This window comes from Dyadobacter sp. SRI_021 (assembly GCF_057586235.1).
This window is the reverse complement of record NZ_JBYCZM010000016.1, coordinates 1-15,580: the sequence shown is the minus strand read 5'-3', so window position 1 is coordinate 15,580 and position 15,580 is coordinate 1. Positions and strand designations below refer to the sequence as shown.

The 15,580-nt window shown below is 49.5% G+C and carries 13 protein-coding genes; 3 read left to right on the top strand and 10 right to left on the bottom strand.

Annotation, left to right across the window (positions count from 1 at the left end; genetic code table 11):
* Position 1: 1 nt before the first annotated feature.
* Positions 2-1,072, bottom strand: a complete 1,071-nt coding sequence (locus tag AC2YIT_RS29685; RefSeq protein ID WP_430851591.1) for a sensor histidine kinase — start codon at positions 1,070-1,072, stop codon at positions 2-4.
* 359 nt (positions 1,073-1,431) lie between these two features.
* Between AC2YIT_RS29685 and AC2YIT_RS29680 the strand changes: the two genes are divergently transcribed.
* Positions 1,432-4,329 (top strand): TonB-dependent receptor, encoded by a 2,898-nt coding sequence (locus AC2YIT_RS29680; RefSeq protein ID WP_487281581.1) that lies wholly within the window; start codon positions 1,432-1,434, stop codon positions 4,327-4,329.
* A gap of 64 nt (positions 4,330-4,393) precedes the next feature.
* On the opposite strand, the gene hemC is transcribed toward AC2YIT_RS29680, so the two are convergent.
* Genes hemC through AC2YIT_RS29665 form a run of 3 tightly spaced genes read right to left on the bottom strand, consistent with a single transcriptional unit; the run spans position 4,394 to position 6,014 of the window.
* Positions 4,394-5,326, bottom strand: coding sequence for a hydroxymethylbilane synthase (gene hemC, locus AC2YIT_RS29675; RefSeq protein ID WP_487281580.1), 933 nt, complete (start codon positions 5,324-5,326; stop codon positions 4,394-4,396).
* A 33-nt stretch (positions 5,327-5,359) separates the two neighbouring features.
* Positions 5,360-5,719: a helix-turn-helix domain-containing protein gene (locus AC2YIT_RS29670; RefSeq protein WP_430851597.1), complete on the bottom strand. Its 360-nt coding sequence runs from the start codon at positions 5,717-5,719 to the stop codon at positions 5,360-5,362.
* The gene (locus AC2YIT_RS29665; RefSeq protein WP_430851599.1) at positions 5,697-6,014 is read right to left on the bottom strand and encodes a type II toxin-antitoxin system HigB family toxin; all 318 of its coding nucleotides are present in this window, start codon (positions 6,012-6,014) and stop codon (positions 5,697-5,699) included. The genes AC2YIT_RS29670 and AC2YIT_RS29665 overlap by 23 nt, the downstream gene beginning before the upstream one ends.
* Positions 6,015-6,181: 167 nt before the next feature.
* Between AC2YIT_RS29665 and AC2YIT_RS29660 the strand changes: the two genes are divergently transcribed.
* Complete coding sequence (locus tag AC2YIT_RS29660; protein ID WP_487281579.1) at positions 6,182-7,270, top strand: DUF2652 domain-containing protein; 1,089 nt, start codon at positions 6,182-6,184, stop codon at positions 7,268-7,270.
* A 67-nt stretch (positions 7,271-7,337) separates the two neighbouring features.
* Here the strand turns inward: AC2YIT_RS29660 and rimK are convergent, their stop codons facing one another.
* The 6 genes from rimK to AC2YIT_RS29630 all read right to left on the bottom strand — a co-directional run bounded on the left by rimK (position 7,338) and on the right by AC2YIT_RS29630 (position 12,542).
* Positions 7,338-8,240 (bottom strand): 30S ribosomal protein S6--L-glutamate ligase, encoded by a 903-nt coding sequence (rimK, locus tag AC2YIT_RS29655; RefSeq protein WP_430851603.1) that lies wholly within the window; start codon positions 8,238-8,240, stop codon positions 7,338-7,340.
* A gap of 59 nt (positions 8,241-8,299) precedes the next feature.
* Positions 8,300-8,770 (bottom strand): ATP-dependent zinc protease family protein, encoded by a 471-nt coding sequence (locus AC2YIT_RS29650; protein ID WP_487281578.1) that lies wholly within the window; start codon positions 8,768-8,770, stop codon positions 8,300-8,302.
* Positions 8,767-9,885, bottom strand: coding sequence for a DNA polymerase III subunit (locus AC2YIT_RS29645; protein ID WP_487281577.1), 1,119 nt, complete (start codon positions 9,883-9,885; stop codon positions 8,767-8,769). The genes AC2YIT_RS29650 and AC2YIT_RS29645 overlap by 4 nt, the downstream gene beginning before the upstream one ends.
* Before the next feature lie 33 nt (positions 9,886-9,918).
* Positions 9,919-11,103, bottom strand: a complete 1,185-nt coding sequence (locus AC2YIT_RS29640) for a putative sugar nucleotidyl transferase (protein WP_487281576.1) — start codon at positions 11,101-11,103, stop codon at positions 9,919-9,921.
* Positions 11,104-11,257: 154 nt separating this feature from the next.
* A complete protein-coding gene (locus AC2YIT_RS29635; RefSeq protein WP_019945104.1) occupies positions 11,258-11,500 on the bottom strand; it encodes a type B 50S ribosomal protein L31 in 243 nt (80 codons plus the stop codon).
* A gap of 130 nt (positions 11,501-11,630) precedes the next feature.
* The gene (locus AC2YIT_RS29630; protein WP_487281575.1) at positions 11,631-12,542 is read right to left on the bottom strand and encodes a sugar phosphate isomerase/epimerase family protein; all 912 of its coding nucleotides are present in this window, start codon (positions 12,540-12,542) and stop codon (positions 11,631-11,633) included.
* A 439-nt stretch (positions 12,543-12,981) separates the two neighbouring features.
* Between AC2YIT_RS29630 and AC2YIT_RS29625 the strand changes: the two genes are divergently transcribed.
* On the top strand, positions 12,982-15,426 hold the full coding sequence (locus AC2YIT_RS29625; RefSeq protein WP_487281574.1) for a ribonucleoside-diphosphate reductase subunit alpha: 2,445 nt from the start codon (positions 12,982-12,984) through the stop codon (positions 15,424-15,426).
* Positions 15,427-15,580 lie beyond the last annotated feature (154 nt).

Below are 15,580 nucleotides of genomic sequence, written 5' to 3'. Positions count from 1 at the left end.
CTCATGCCGTCTCCAGTTCGAGGTGTACTTCAAACTCTTTTTCCTCCTTGTTTTCGGTTACTTCCAGCTGGTATTTGCCGGGGTAAAGCAAGTCGAGGCGGCGCTGGGTATTGGCCAGGCCGATGCCGTTACTTTCATCGAGAATAGCCCGTTTATCGGTAAACAGCGTGTTTTTCACTTCTACAAAAATTTTGTGGCCCTCCTGGCGGATCTGAATGTCGATCCGGCTCGGCTGAACGGCGCTTACACCGTGTTTGAATGCATTTTCGATAAAGGGCAGGAATAGCATGGGTGCGATAGAAACGTCGTGGAGCGGATTGGGCGGATCGAGGTGTACGGTAACCTTGTCGGTAAGGCGCAGTTGCATCAGCTGAATGTAATCCTGTGCAAATGCGATTTCCTGGCTCAGCAGCACGGTTCCGTGTTGCGTCTCGTACAGCACGTAGCGCATCATACGCGAGAGCTTATGCAACGCCTCGCGCGCAGCCTCCACGTCGATTACAGTGAGTGCATAAATGTTATTCAGGGTATTGAAGAAGAAGTGCGGGTTGATCTGCGCTTTCAGGAACGAGAGCTCGGAGTTGATCTTCTCCTTTTCCAGGTTCTGGCGGTACTGCTTGTCGAGCTGCGCGGTGCGCACAGCGGCGACGCTGGTACTGAGCCCGATGATCATCAGGGCGGTGAGCAATGCGAAGTAATCGAGGCGGTCGTGGCGTTTTTTATCGCCATTTGCTTCGCGCGCCAGTTTGAAAGCACGGTCCATTTGCTCGCCGTGGTTGATCGCGATCTTCACCTGCTCGGTGATCACTGCCAGCATCACTACCGACACGATATTGAAGAGGATGAACCGCGAGTATTTGTTCCTGGCGAGGAATTTCGGGAACCAAATGTAGTAGTTGAGATAAAATATCGTAATGAGGAGTGAAAACAATACCGCCTGTTTCACCCAGAAACTGACGGGAAACTCGATTTGCCAGCTCAAAGGCTGCCACATCAAGAACAGGGCCAGAAAACTCCATCCGAGTAAATGGAGGAATAACGGGGGGTATTTCCGGGCAGCACGCGTATCCATTTAGCAATTAGTTAGTTTCAATGTGATTTGAACGCAACACATCGCTGCAATCTTACGGTGAATTTACGAAATCACCTATTTCAATCGATCAATATACCCCGAACGCCGACCGGCGGTACGTCGCAATCTATTAATTAAGAATGTGCAGGCGGGCGGGTTAAGCCTTGCGGCGGCCGCCAAGTCCAAATCCGGCGGTGTTGTAAAACAGTCCCTGCCGGATTGCCTGTCATTTCCAGGGATATATCGTTTGAAAACGCCCGTTGATCGGTATATCTATCCTATCCATCTATTCCTTTTTTTTCTGAGGATTCTACCTTGTTATTTTGAAATTCGAAAAGTACACTTTTAAAACCCCAACCATGAAACTTGTTTTACAACTTACATTCCTGGCTGTGTTTTCAGGGCTTACATCGACGGCATTCGCCCAGTTTCCGGGCGGTGGCGGTGGTGGTGGCGGATTTCGCGGCGGTGGCGGCGGAGATTTCCGCGGAGGCGACAGGCAGCGGCAGACGGTCATTCCGGGAACGGCAGAAGACACTCCTAAAGGTAGCGGAAAGATCACGGGCGTACTCGTGGATTCGACTTCCAAAAAACCGGTAGAATTTGCAGCATTATCTTTGGTGGATACCAAAACCAACAATCCTATCGATGGTACTACTACCGATGAAAAGGGGGAATTTACACTTACGAAAGTAGCGTCGGGTAATTTCAAGATCCTGATTTCCTTCATTGGATATAAGACAAAGACAATCAATAATGTCAGGATCGATCGCAAAACCGAATTGAACCTTGGCACCGTTACACTGGTGCCGGATGTGGTGCAGCTCAACGAAGTCGAGGTAGTAGGGATGGCTCAGATGGTCGAAGAGAAAGTAGACAGGCTGGTTTACAATGCGGAAAAGGATATTACCAGCAAAGGCGGCGATGCTTCGGATGTCATGAAAAAGGTACCGATGCTGACCGTCGACCTGGATGGCAACGTGTCGCTCCGCGGTAGCTCCAACGTGCGCGTGCTGATCAACAATAAGCCTTCGACCATTATCGCAACCAGCGTGGCTGACGCATTGAAGCAGATTCCGGCGGATATGATCAAGTCGGTGGAGGTGATCACTTCACCCTCGGCGCGCTATGATGCGGAGGGTTCTGCGGGTATTATCAATATCATTACCAAGAAAAGCACGATCCAGGGCGGTACGCTCAACCTCGACACGGGTATCGGTAACCGCGGCTCTAACCTCGGCTTGCGTGGAAATTACCGTGTCGGTAAAATGGGTTTCAGCCTGGGCGGTTTCGGACGGTTCAACTACAATATGCCGGGCAAATCGGAGAATATCCAGATCGGGAAACTCAGCCCATTCACCGTACGCCAGACGAGTGACTCCAAAAATAAAATGGCGTTCGGTTCCTATAACTTTGGCTGGGACTGGGAGATTGATTCCAAAACCTCATTGTCGGCAGGCCTGCGCTACGGAATGCGGAATGCTAAAGTGGACCAGGAGCTTTATACTTATAATACTGTAAACGATACCACAAGAACCAGCTTCCGCGATGTAAGTAGCAAGGACCTTTCAGGTACCTGGGACGTGAATGTGGATTATATGAAAACACTGGCGAAGGCCGGTCAGGAGTTGAGCATTTCGACGCAGTACAGCCGTAACAACCGTACCAACGATTACGATGCCGATATTTACTCACTCAGCAACTCACAATTGAAAGAGCTGTTGGGTGCGCAGGGTAACAACAACAGCAGCCATAACCAGGAAAGTACCGTTCAGGTCGACTATCAGACGCCTATCAAGGATAATCAGATGCTGGAAGTAGGTGGTAAAGGCATTTTCCGCCAGGTTGTGAGTAATTACGATTATTACAGCGAAGTCGGGCAAGCGCAACCCGCCAGTAACCTGAACTATGACCAGAATGTGGCTGCCGGATATTTGTCCTATACATACACTACTAAAAGCCGGTTTACCGTGAAAGCCGGTACGCGTTACGAATACACGAGCATCGACGCACGCCAGGGCGAGGCGGGAGACCTGAGATTACCGGCATATAGTAACCTCGTGCCGAGCATTAACCTTTCGCAGACATTCGGAAAAGGACAGACCATTAAACTGGCCTATAACCGCCGTCTGCAACGTCCGGGTATTCAGTTCCTGAACCCGAACGTGAATGCGGCTAACCCGCAGAACATCACCGTCGGTAACCCGAATCTTAAACCGGAGCTGACCGACCAGATTGAATTGGGGACGAGTTTCTTCAAAAACTCGCTATATGTCAACGTTTCGACATTTGCGCGTTTCACCAACAGCTCGATCGAAAGCATTCGTACCACCAGCGCCGACGGTGTGATCACGACCACTTATGGCAACATCGGTTCAAAAAAGAATTATGGTGCGAATATTTTCGGAAATGTAACATTCTTCAAAAGATGGCAACTGGGCGGCGGTTTCGATTTCTATTATGCTGATTTGTCGAACAACAGCCCTGATCCTGCTTTGCAGAACTCGAACAGCGGTTTCGTGTTGAGCGGCCGTATGCGCACAAGCCTTACCATCAAAAATGGCTGGGGTTTACAGGCAGGCGGGTTCATGCGTGGCCGCGACGTGCAGTTGCAGGGTACACAGGCGGGTTTCCGCATGTACGACTTCGGTGTCCGCAAGGATTTCAAGAATAAACGCGGAAGCATCGGTTTCGCGATGGAGAATTTCCTGGCGCCGTCTTTCAAAATGAAGACCAGCCTGGAATCGAAGACATTTACCCAAAACAACACCAACTACCTGTATAACCGCGGTTTCCGTGTGAATTTCTCTTACCGCTTTGGTAAAATGACGTTTGTGGAGCAGAAAACACGCAGAAGAAAATCCGTCAACAACGACGACCAGAAGTCTGACGGCGGTGGTAATATGGATACCGGCGGAGGTAGCGGTGGAGCGCAAGGCGGCGCACAAACGCCGGCAGTTACACCGGCAGCAGGCGGCCGTGGCGCAGGTGCGCAAGGTGCAGGTCGTCCGCAAGGAGTCGCGAGCCCCGGAGCAGCTGTGGATAGCACAGCCCGCCCGGTGCGCCAGGGAGGATTTCAGGGCCGCCCGGGACAGCCCCGCCCGGATTCGACACAATTCAAGCCGGATTCAACCCGCGTGCGTCCCGACAGCAGCACGATTAAACCCGACAGCACAGCCCGCCCGGCAATCCCAGCGGATTCCACTGCATTGCCAGTGAAACCAGCCACACCGGCCGATTCAACCAAGAAAGATTAACAGACCTCTATAAGCAGAGAAGCCCGGCTGATCTCAACCGGGCTTCTCTTGTTTTAATAATATCTCAAAGGGAGCTGTTTTGCTGCTTAATGCTTGCCAGAATGCGGTCGGCGCCCGCTGCGAGCAATTCTTCTGCCAATGATGTGCCCAGTTCCTGTGGAAACGCATGTCCGCCGCTTTCTGCTCTGCGGATAAGTTCGGAGCCGTCGAGGCTGATAATACCGCCCGTCATCCGGATTTCCTCATCGTGCAATGTCGCCATTCCGAATACCGGAATGCTGCAACCGCCTTGCAGGCGTTTCAGGAATGCCCTTTCTGCCAGCAGGCATATTTCGGTAGGTTCGTGGTTGAGTAGTTCTCTCAATTTGGTTTTTTTCTGGGCATCCAGTGAAACCGCGCATTCAATGGCGACGCTGCCCTGGCCTACTGCCGGGGTAAATTCGTCGAGGAGTAAATGCTCGGCGATTTTGTCGTCGTATTCCATGCGGTGCACGCCTGCATATGCGAGCAGGAGCGCGTCGCATTGGCCTTCCTCCAACTTGCGGAGGCGCGTTTGCAGATTGCCGCGCATATCCACCGTCTTGATATGCGGGTAATAGTGTTTCAAAACTGCCACCCTGCGCGTGGACGACGTTCCTACCGTGAACGACTCGCCGCTTTTCAACGATAATGTGGTATCGTGGCTTACGAGCACGTCGTTTGCGTGTTCGCGCTCGGTGAATGCGATGATTTCAAATGCATCGTCCAGCTGCGATTGCAGGTCTTTCGCGCTGTGCACGGCAATATCGATGCCGCTGCTGCGGAGCTGGTCTTCCAGTTCTTCTGTAAAAACACCTTTGCTACCGATTTTCGAAAGCGACCGATCGAGGATCTTGTCGCCCTTCGTTTCAATAATAACGATCTCCGTCTCAATCCCGCCCTTCTGCAACAGCTCTTCGACGTAATATGCCTGCCAAAGCGCGAGCTTGCTACCGCGGGTTCCTATTTTTATATGCATGGTTGTTTGTACAATATAAGGCCGAAATGTTTATTAGTAGGCCTGTATTAAAATCTCCGCCGGAATATGAAGCTTCTCATTAAGCCTGCGGATCATACTTAAATTCAATTTTCTTTTGCCGGAGAGGATTTCAGATTTTCGGGATCGGTACCCCAATATTTCAGAGAGTTCTTTTTCCGAAATACCCATTTGCTCCAATCGAAAGCGGATCGCTTCCAGCGGGTTTGGTTTGGGAATCGGGAAATGCGCGTTCTCATAGTCCTTCACTAGAATGGAAAGCAGTTCCAACTCATCCGACTCTTTCGAATCCGGTATGATTTCGGTTTGCATCAATTCATAAATGCGCGCCAGGTACTTGTCGTATTGCTCGTTATTTTTGATGGGTCCGATCATAGCTAATTGTTCTTGCATCAATTTTATCGTACTCAATATGTGGCCCGAACCAGACGATAAAGACGATTTTTAGTCTGTATTCAATATCAACAATCAGCCGGTAATGGTTCCCGTGGATGTTGAACACCACCCGTTTCTGGCTTAAGACGGATGCATTTCGATAATGTACTTTCAAAGCATTAGGCGATTCCCAGCTAGCTACTTCTACTTCCTGGTTCCAGGCAAGCAACGATTGCTCTGCTTTTGGATAAACCTTCATGTAATGGCGTAATGTCTGTACAGCGATGATGCGCATCGTTCCAACAAAGATAAGTGATTTGTTACCATTTTGGTTACGTTATTTAGATGGAACGTTGGATGAGACAGTTTCAGCGAGCTGCTTTCGAACGGCGAAGTTATGGAGATACTCTCAAATCAACCAGTGAAAGATTGCCGAATTCCCCGTAAATTAACCCAATCAAAATGAGCACCATGGAAAATAAAGGATTGATATTCATTCCCGACATCAGCGGGTTTACGCGGTTTATGCATGAAACGGAGATCGAGCATGGCCGGCATATTATACAGGAATTGCTCGAAACGCTCGTGAATGCGAACCAGATCGGGTTAGAGATTTCGGAGATAGAGGGGGACGCGATATTGTTTTTCAAATTCGGCCAGGCACCGGAGCTGGAAGCGCTGTACAGGCAGGTGGAACGGATGTTCTGCGATTTTCACAAATATCTCATTGCCTACGACAACCGCCGCTTTTGCCAATGCAAGGCCTGCGTTTCGGCGGTGAATCTTACTCTGAAAGTGGTGACGCATTATGGAGAGTTTACCACTTACCAGGTCAAGAATTTCAGGAAACTGATTGGGAAAGACATTATCGTAGCGCACCAGCTGCTCAAAAACGAAATCGACCAGCACGAGTACTGGCTGGTAACCCAGAACCTGCTCAAGGGACAGAAGCCGGATGGTTTTACGGATTGGATGCAATGGTACCCCGGCTCCAAAACGACCGAGACCGAGCAGATTCCTTTCCAGTATACCCAGATAGGCCCGTTGAAAGCCAGCATTCCTCCCTACGAACCGCCCCTGTTGGAGCCGAAGGACAAGGTGCAAGTGCTGTCGGTTTCGAAGGAATATGATGCGGATATCAAAAAACTGTTCTTCACCACCGGCCACCTGGAACTGCGGCACCGCTGGCAGGCCGGTGTGAAATCCATTGAAGAGCTCGACCATTTCCTGCCGGGCGTTGGCTCGCGCCACCGGCGCATACGAGAAGACGGCGAAACGATCATGTATGCCAGCGGTTTTACCTATGACCCCGAATCCCGCATCATTTTCAGCGAATCGGACGAACAGCTCACCAACACGCTCTATTTCGTACTCGAAAAGCTGGCCGAAAACCGCACGCGCCTCACTTTGGAATACTATCTGAAAAAGAATCCATTAAAGCAGCTGGCGTTCCAGCTATTCAAAAAAGATAAAATGGAGGCTGAGTTCCGGAAATCACAGGAAAATCTGGAAGCACTACTCCCGCAGATTCACGTACCCGTTGATTTTTAAGCAGCAGTTTATTCAATCATCGCCCCGGCGACCCGGTCAATCATTCAATCATTCACTCATTCAAAACTCAAACCCCGACGGTATCGCCCTCATCAGTAACGATTTTGTCTTCAATGTAAGCCACGATCAGCGACGCAATGTCGATACCGCTTACTTCCTCGATACCCCGCAGGCCCGGGGAAGAATTGACTTCCATAACCAATGGCCCGCGCTCGGATTGCAGCATATCGACGCCGGCTATTTTCACACCTAAAGCCTTTGCCGCTGCAATAGCCGTATGCTCCTCTTCGGGTGAAAGCTCGATCATACAGCCGGAGCCGCCGCGGTGGAGGTTGGAGCGGAAATCGCCCTCGGCGCCCTGGCGCTTCATGGCGGCGATTACCCTGTTGCCGATCACAAATGCGCGGATATCGGCGCCTTTCGATTCTGCCACATATTCCTGGATCAGGAAGTTTGCCCGCAAGCCGTAGAATGCCTCAATGGTCGATTTGGCGGCTTTAATCGTTTCGGCGAGTACAACGCCCACGCCCTGTGTACCTTCCAGCAGTTTGATGATCACCGGCGGGCCGCCCACCATATGGATGAGCTCATTCACTTGCGCCGGATTTTTGGCAAAAACGGTCTTTGGAATATCGATACCGGCCTTCGCGAGGACCTGCATGCTGCGCAGCTTGTCGCGCGAGCGCAGGATGGCCTGCGATTTGACGGTGGTAAATACTTTCATTAATTCGAGCTGACGCACTACCGCGCAGCCGAATGCATTTACCGACGTGCCAATGCGGGGAATGACGGCGTCGATGCCCGTAACGGACTTGCCTTTGTAGACGACCGTTGGCTTACCGCCCTCGATCATGACAAAGCATTTGACGTGGTCGATCACAACTGCTTCGTGTCCCTTTTGTTTGATTGCCTCCACCAGACGCCTGGTTGAATACAGGTCCGGATTGGTGGATAATACGGCGATTTTCATAAAAATGTTTTTAGAAAATGTGGAGGTTGGGTTTTACGCCCTGGTCTTGGTGCTCCGGTCTAGTTCTGAGGTAATTTTTGGGAACGAGTTGGTGTCAGCGAATGCCTTGCCGCTGACAGGTTCTTTTGGGAGACATCCACAATGAACCTGTTTTTGAGCAATTTTCGCCCGAGTAGTATGGGGTAACTCATTTTCTGCCGGTTGGCCAGCGAAAATTCGGTACGTATTTTCCGGCCGAAAAGCCTGATTGGTGTCTTAATCACAAACCGTTTTTCTTCTTTCCCGAAGGAGTTTCGGATCACGGTTTCTTTAAAATCGGTTACTATAAAGAAATGTGGAGGTGCGCCACGCTTGGCATCAAGGTACACGTGGAGTTCCCTGCACCCTTCGTTTTCTATCAACTTCACCCGGGAACAATGGATAGCGGATGTCGCCGCGCCCGAATCCACACGCACAGGCACATTGTGCCAGCCCAGCTCCGGTAAATCCACAATATCGGTCGCGCCGATAATTTCCAAAGGACGTTTCATCTGCGCTGGAAAAACTGGGCGACCGTCAGTGACAGGTCCAGAAACACCATTTTGGCCCGCACATTGCGCTCAATGTGGTAATAGGCCGTATTTACTTCCCCGATCATCCTTTCCATCGACTCAAAATTGACGGTTTTGGAAAAATTCTGTACGAAAGTAAGCTCTTCCTGCGGAACGCGCAAAAGCTCTCCTGCGCCGTGGCTCCACACGAGCATATCCCTGAACAGCCGCAATGCATATTCGAGCAGGCCTTTTTGCTTTTCCTTGCTCATGACGTCGTAGTTATCGGCGAGCTTCACCAAATGCGAAACATCGAATTTGTAAGAAGAGCGCATCCAGTCGGCAAACCATGACGAGCGGTCATCCTGCTCTTCCTGAACGAGTTTCAACGCTTCGGCCATGTTCCCGTCGGACAGGAACGCTACCTGACTGGCCAAGGCGTCGGTCACATCGCCTTGTTTCAGGTAGGTTTTGATTTCCGCATCGGTGAATGCGGGAATAGTAATCCGCTGCGTCCGGGAAATGATGGTCGTCAGTAACTTATCGGATTGATCACTTACCAAAAGGAACAATGTTTTTTCAGGCGGTTCTTCCAGAATTTTCAAAATCGCATTGGAAGAAGCCGCATTCATGATATCGGCCTTCCAGATCAGCAGGATTTTGTACTCGCCTTCATAGGCCTTTACCGACAATTTTCTCAAAATCCCGCGCGCTTCTTCTACTGAAATGTTACCCTGTTTGTTGTCTGCACCGATATGGTCGAGCCAGTCGGGGAGGACGCGGTAGGGGTTTTCCAGCAAAAACGAGCGCCAGAGCGGCAGGAATGCTTCACTCGTTTTGCCATCCACTTTTTTGGAAGTGGCTATGGGGAATATGAAATGGAAATCGGGGTGGATGAGCTTACTCATTTTCATGCAGGATGCGCAGGCACCGCAAGCGTCTTCCTCGTTTCTGTTTTCGCAGTTAATGTAGGTAGAGAATGCCAGGGCCATTGCCAGCCCTGCTCCGCCTGCGGGATAATCAAAAAGCTGGGCGTGGGCCAGATGGCTGTTCCGGACCGAGCGGCGCAATGTCGCTTTAATATTTTCAAGTCCTGGAATATCTCTGAAAAGCACGATTTAAATCAATTAATGGGTGAGTAAAAACGCCTATTGGCCGCGCGTGTTTTTAAAAATGGCACGCATGATATCTTCCTCGGTCTGCCCGAATGCGATGCCCCGGCGGCTCACCGTATCTTTTGCTACCGCCACGGCCTTATCGAAACGATACTCTATGCAGCCCTCCGCCGCGCCGCCCCAGGTGAACGATGGGACGTGCTTGTTCTGGAACCCGGCACCGAATACATTCACACTTACGCCGACAACCGTTCCGGTGTTGAACATGGTCGAAATTCCCGCTTTAGAATAATCGCCCATCATCAACCCGCAGAAGAGCAAGCCGGTGTCGGTGAGCATATTCGTTGCATAGCTATGCAGCTTGACATTCGTGTGGTCGTTTTTCAAATTCGAATTGTTGGTATTGGCGCCGAGGTTACACCATTCTCCCAGCACGGAATTGCCCAGGTAGCCGTCGTGGCCCTTGTTGCTGTACCCTAAAACCACGCAATTACTCACTTCCCCGCCGACTTTGGACGACGGGCCAACGGTAGTATTGGGGCGAATCTTCGTTCCTTGCGCCAGCACCCCGTTTTCACCGATTGCAAATGGCCCCTGGATCATCGATCCTTCCTGGATCAATGCGTTTCTGCCAATATAAATAGGCCCGTTCTCTGCATTCAGAATGGACGCTTTGATTACCGCACCTTCTTCTACAAATATATTCTCCGGTTTGTAGCAATGCGTAAAAGGATCGGTAATGCCTACCGATTTTCTAAGGGAAGCAATGCGTTCATAGTCGATTTTGATTTGCGCCCCATTCTGCCCGAAAATATCCCATACATTGCGGATCATTGTAAAAGGCTCCGAGTATTTCACTACTGAAAGTCCGTTGGTGCCATCCGAAGCTTTCCATGCCGAATGCGATCGTACTGCGAGGATTTCACTGTTGTTGGAAACAAGCGCATTGCCGTGCGGCAGGCCTTTGACAATGCCGGTCAGGTGATCATCCGGGCATAATGCACCGTTGATATAAAGGTTGTCTCCGGAGTTATGTTCCGGGTATTTGGTGGCGAGATAAGCTTCTGTTTGGAATGAGACCGTGGAGTGGCATCTGTCGGCCCACTTTTCGGCCAGTGTATGGATGCCGCACCGGATGCCGGCGACAGGTCTTGTATAGGTAAAAGGTAAAAGCTGGATTCTAATCTTGGGATCGTCGAACAGAATGGTACTGGGCATAAATTAAGTCGTATGTGCCTGCCAAAGTTCGGGCATTTTATTGGTTACGGCAAAAAAAGAAGCAGTCTCCCGGACATATTTGTCGGGAGACTGCCATCGTATTTTTCTGTTCTCCTGATGTGTTCGACCACACAGGAAAAAGCCAATGCGTTGCTTATTTTCCGTAACGCTTTCTGAACTTGTCAACGCGACCAGCTGTGTCAACCAGTACGTTTTTACCAGTGTAGAAAGGGTGTGACTGAGAAGACACCTCGACTTTGTACACTGGGTAGGTTTTGCCGTCTTCCCAAGTGATAGTCTCGTTAGTGTCTATGGTAGAGCGAGTAATGAATTTAAAGTCGCTTGATAGATCCCAGAAAACTACCTCTCTATAGTTGGGATGAATATCTTTTTTCATTGGTATATGGTATTATTTGTTTCTATACGATTTCCAAAAGGATTGCAAAAGTAAAAAATCCAGATTTGTAAATCAAGTATTGAAACGCTATCTTTTTTAATATTAATGCAATACGGCGAAAATTAACGCGCTAGACCTCACTAAGTTGCTGTTTGAGTACCTCGACGCCGCGTTTTGCCTCCTTTTCAAAATCGGTGTACACGAAACATTCGATGGAAAGTCCGCCTTTATAGCCGATTTTCTTCAATGCTGCCAGGTAGGCTCTGAAATCGTCGCCTTTCACACCCGGTGGTGTGCGCTTCTCTTTCTCGGCAATGTGGCAATGCACGATGTGCTTACCATATTTAACGATCTCCGACGCCGGTTCGTCCTCTTTTAACATATGATATATATCGCAAAGCAGCTTCACGCGAGGACTTTTCACGGCATCTACGATCTCGACGCCCTCAGCCAGGCTGTTGATAAAATTGGTTTCTCCGCGGTTCAGCGGCTCTACGGCGATGGTAACCCCGTACTTTTCGGCCATCGGCGCCATTTTTTGGGTTAATTCAATGTGCTGAGCCTTTGCCTTTGCGCGATCGAAGCCTTCGGGTATGATTCTTGAAGCACCGCTTCCGAACACGACGAATTGCGAATCGCACTCCCTGGCGCGTTTCAGGACGGTCTCCGTTCTTTGGAGGATTGCTTCGTGATTCGCTTCCGGGCCTAGTGTTTTCAAACTTGCCGGCAGGAGGATCACGTAAGATTTGATAGGAAAGTGTTCGGTCTTGAGTTGCTGGAGGTTTTTTTCGTAGCCGGGATCGCCACCCTCGGGAATTAAGAAACCCGCTACGGATTCTTCAATGTAGGCACACCCCGATTTGCGTAAAAAGTCAGCTTTGTCGTAGGCCGCATACACGCCGAGTGGAATGCTATAAGCGGCGTTTCCGGTGGCCTTGGCCATGGCGCCGGTTAGTGATCCGCCCATGGCAAGGCCGGCGACGATTCCGGAGGTAGTTTTAAGGAATGTCCGTCTGTCGGCCTGTTCGATAATTGTGCTCATATGTTTGAAATTTTATGGCTACTGATTGCTATTTTGTGTTGAAACGAAATGTGTTATGTTTTACAAAGTTTACAAGTTTAGAATTATTATAAATAGTATGACCGATATTAAATCGTTGATTTTCAGCAATTATTGTCATGTCAATCTTTCTTTGGCAAAAATTTTTCTTTGAAAAAGTTTGCAAAATTTGAAGTGCATTTTTCTGAATTTTTTTTCTTTGAAACAATTTAGTGTAAGCTTTCCGTAAACAACTAGGTATTAGTTTCTTAACAATTTAGTAATTTGGACTATGCTGATAAGGCATGGTTTTGTAGATAAATCCTGATTGCGAATCTGATTTCTTTAGTGTTATTTCAAGAGATTTTTAAAGTCATCTCCGACTGATCTTCCAAGAATATACATCACTAACGTTCTATCAAACACCACATTACTTATGTCTATGTATGTCATAAAGCGTGATGGTCGCCGCGAATCCGTAAAATTCGACAAGGTGACCGCCCGCATAGAGAAACTGAGCTACGGCCTGGACGCTGCTTATGTTCAGCCCGTGGAAGTAGCCAAGAAGGTTGTTTCCGGCATTTACGACGGTGTTACCACTGCCGAGCTGGATAACCTCGCTGCCGAAACCGCAGCTTCCATGACCACCAAGCACCCTGATTACGCAATCCTGGCTGCCCGCGTCGCTATCTCAAATCTCCATAAGAACACATTGAAGTCGTTTTCGGCTACAATGAAGCGTCTTTATACATATATAGATTCCAAAACCGGTGAAAATGCATCGTTGATCTCCAAGGAGGTCTACGAGGTGATTCGCCAGAATGCATCGCTGCTCGACTCTACTATTATATATGACCGCGACTATTCCTACGATTATTTCGGCTATAAAACCCTCGAAAAGTCGTATTTACTGAAAGTTGAAGGGAAAATTGTCGAGCGCCCTCAGCATATGCTCATGCGAGTGGCGATCGGTATCCACCAGGAAGACGTGCAAGCGGCGATTGAAACCTATCATTTGCTATCAGAAAAATGGTTTACCCATGCTACGCCTACCCTGTTCAACGCAGGTACGCCGAAGCCGCAAATGTCGTCGTGCTTCTTGCTCACGATGAAGGAGGATAGCATCAATGGTATTTATGATACCCTCAAAAACTGCGCATTGATCTCGCAGTCGGCGGGTGGTATCGGCTTGAGCATTCACGACGTCCGCGCGACGGGTACATATATTAAAGGAACGAATGGGCAATCGAACGGTATTGTTCCGATGCTTCGCGTGTTCAATGATACTGCGCGTTACGTAGATCAGGGAGGCGGCAAACGCAAAGGGTCTTTTGCCATCTATATAGAACCATGGCATTCCGATATCTTCGACTTCCTCGATTTGAAAAAGAACCATGGTAAAGAAGAGCAGCGCGCACGCGACCTTTTCTATGCATTGTGGATTCCGGATTTGTTTATGAAGCGCGTGGAAGCGAATGATACCTGGTCCCTCTTCTGCCCGCATGAATGTCCGGGACTGGCGGATACGCACAGCGCGGAGTTCGAAAAACTGTATGAGCAATACGAGCGCGAAGGAAGAGCGCGCAAGACTATCAAGGCGCAGGACCTATGGTTCGCGATCATGGAATCGCAGATCGAGACAGGTACACCATATATGTTGTATAAAGACCACGCCAATAGCAAGTCCAACCAGCAGAACCTGGGTACCATTAAGTCTTCTAACCTTTGCACGGAGATCATCGAGTACACAGCTCCTGATGAAGTAGCGGTTTGTAACCTAGCTTCTATCGCATTGCCGAAATTTGTAGAGCAAGGCGCGGACGGTTTCATGCGTTTCGATCACCAAAAGTTGTACGAGATTACCAAAGTGGTAACGCGCAACCTGAACAAGATCATCGACCTGAACTTCTATCCGGTTCCCGAAGCCGAGAAGAGCAACAAACGCCACCGTCCGATCGGTATCGGGGTGCAAGGCCTGGCCGATGCATTCTGCATGATGCGTATGCCATTCGACTCCGACGAGGCACGTCAATTGAACAAAGATATTTTCGAAACGATATATTTCGGATCAATGGAGGCGTCGATGGAGCTTGCCATACAGCACGGCCCGTACGAATCCTGGGCAGGCAGTCCAATCTCGAAAGGCGTGTTCCAATTCGATATGTGGGGTGTGACGCCGGAAAGTAAGCGCTGGAACTGGGAGAAGCTGCGGAAAGAAGTGGTACAAAACGGTGTGCGCAACTCGTTGCTCCTTGCACCGATGCCGACGGCATCTACGAGCCAGATCCTCGGTAATAATGAATGCTTCGAGCCATTCACTTCCAATATATATGTAAGAAGGGTATTGTCGGGTGAATTCGTGGTTGTGAATAAATATCTGCTCAAAGACCTCGTGCGCCTGGGCCTGTGGAGCGAGGAAATGAAAAACAACCTCGTTCGCGCCAGCGGGTCGGTACAAGCCATCCCGAATATCCCGCAAAATATCAAGGAACTCTATAAAACGGCATGGGAGATCAAACAGCGCAGCCTGCTCGATATGTCAGCGGACCGCGGTGCTTACATTTGCCAGTCGCAGTCGCTGAACATCTTCATGGAAGAAGCGAACTTCGGCAAACTGACTTCGATGCACTTCTATGCATGGAAGAAGGGGCTCAAAACCGGTATGTACTACCTGCGTACCCGCGCGGCATCTGACCCGGTACAATTCACCGTGAGCAAGCAAGCAGAGCCGCAACTGGAACCTGCTACTGCTGTGGTGGCCGAAAAGGAGCTCAACTACGTGCAGTACGCGGAGGAACACGCTAAGCCGGTCGCGCCGCGTGATAATCGCTCCGACATGCAATGCTCTCTCGATGATCCGGAAGGGTGCGAAGCTTGTGGATCGTAATTAAGGTTAAAATCGCAATAGCGAAGAGGTGTCTGATCGTAGATCGGGCACCTTTTTCGTTTTCGGGCATGGGGTGCTGAAAAAAGTTTGAAATTTTTATTGAGTATACAGTTTTGTTTATCAATCGGTTAAAAGATTTTGGTGAAAATTCTGT